Source organism: Streptomyces physcomitrii (assembly GCF_012273655.1).
Lineage (GTDB): Bacteria > Actinomycetota > Actinomycetes > Streptomycetales > Streptomycetaceae > Streptomyces > Streptomyces physcomitrii.
This window is the reverse complement of the sequence record NZ_JAAWWP010000046.1, coordinates 1-1,309: the sequence shown is the minus strand read 5'-3', so window position 1 is coordinate 1,309 and position 1,309 is coordinate 1. Positions and strand designations below refer to the sequence as shown.

The following is a 1,309-nucleotide window of genomic DNA, read 5'->3' as shown; positions in this document are numbered from 1 at the left end:
CCGCGCCCGGTGCGGGACGCGCCCGTACTCATCTGTTGTATCTGGCGGTGATCGTCGCGGTGGCGGCGGGTATCGCGGTGGGTTTCATCTGGCCTGATGCGGCGGTGGAGTTGAAGCCGATCGGTACCGGGTTCGTGAATCTGATCAAGATGATGATCTCGCCGATCATCTTCTGCACGATCGTGCTGGGGGTGGGGTCGGTCCGCAAGGCGGCGAAGGTCGGTGCGGTCGGCGGTCTGGCGCTGGTGTATTTCATGGTGATGTCGACGGTGGCTCTGGCGATCGGTCTGGTGGTCGGCAATCTCCTTGAGCCGGGCAGTGGTCTGCATATCACCGAGGCGGTGCGTGGTGCGGGTGAGGCGCAGGCCGAGGGTGCGAGTGAGTCGACGACGGATTTCCTGCTGGGGATCATTCCGACGTCGTTGGTGTCGGCGCTGACGGCGGGTGAGGTGCTGCAGACGCTGCTGGTGGCGTTGCTGGTGGGGTTCGGGTTGCAGGCCCTTGGTGATGCGGGGCGTCCGGTGCTGCGGGGGATCGAGCACGTCCAGCGGTTGGTGTTCCGGATTCTGTCGATGGTGATGTGGGTGGCGCCGATCGGTGCGTTCGGGGCGATCGCGGCGGTGGTGGGGGAGACGGGGACGGATGCGCTGACCTCGCTCGCGGTGATCATGATCGGGTTCTACACGACGTGTGTGCTGTTCGTGGTCGTGGTGCTGGGTACGTTGCTGAAGCTGGTGACGGGGGTGAACATCTTCCGGTTGCTGGCGTATCTGGGGCGGGAGTTCTTGTTGATCCTGTCGACGTCGTCGTCGGAGTCGGCGTTGCCGCAGTTGATCGCGAAGATGGAGCATCTGGGAGTCAGTAAGCCGGTGGTGGGGATCACCGTGCCGACGGGGTATTCGTTCAATCTGGACGGGACGGCGATCTATCTGACGATGGCGTCGTTGTTCGTGGCGAACGCGATGGACGATCCGCTGAGTGCGGGTGAGCAGGTCTCGCTGCTGGTGTTCATGATCATCGCGTCGAAGGGTGCGGCGGGTGTGACGGGTGCGGGGCTGGCGACGTTGGCGGGTGGTCTGCAGTCGCATCGGCCCGAACTCCTGGACGGGGTGGGTCTGATCGTGGGGATCGACCGGTTCATGAGTGAGGCGCGGGCGTTGACGAACTTCGCGGGCAACGCGGTGGCGACGCTGCTGGTCGGGACGTGGACCAAGGAGATCGACAAGGGCCGGGTCCGTGAGGTCCTGGCGGGCAGGGCGCCCTTCGACTACGGCAGGCTCGACAAGGCCGCCGCCGACGGCCCGGACGG

General features: G+C 65.4%; 1 protein-coding gene. It reads left to right on the top strand.

Going from position 1 to position 1,309, the window contains the following annotated elements; genetic code table 11:
* Positions 1-32: 32 nt before the first annotated feature.
* Positions 33-1,309, top strand: a 1,277-nt coding sequence (locus tag HFV08_RS31010) for a cation:dicarboxylate symporter family transporter (protein ID WP_168543888.1), incomplete at its 3' end; no start/stop codon positions are given.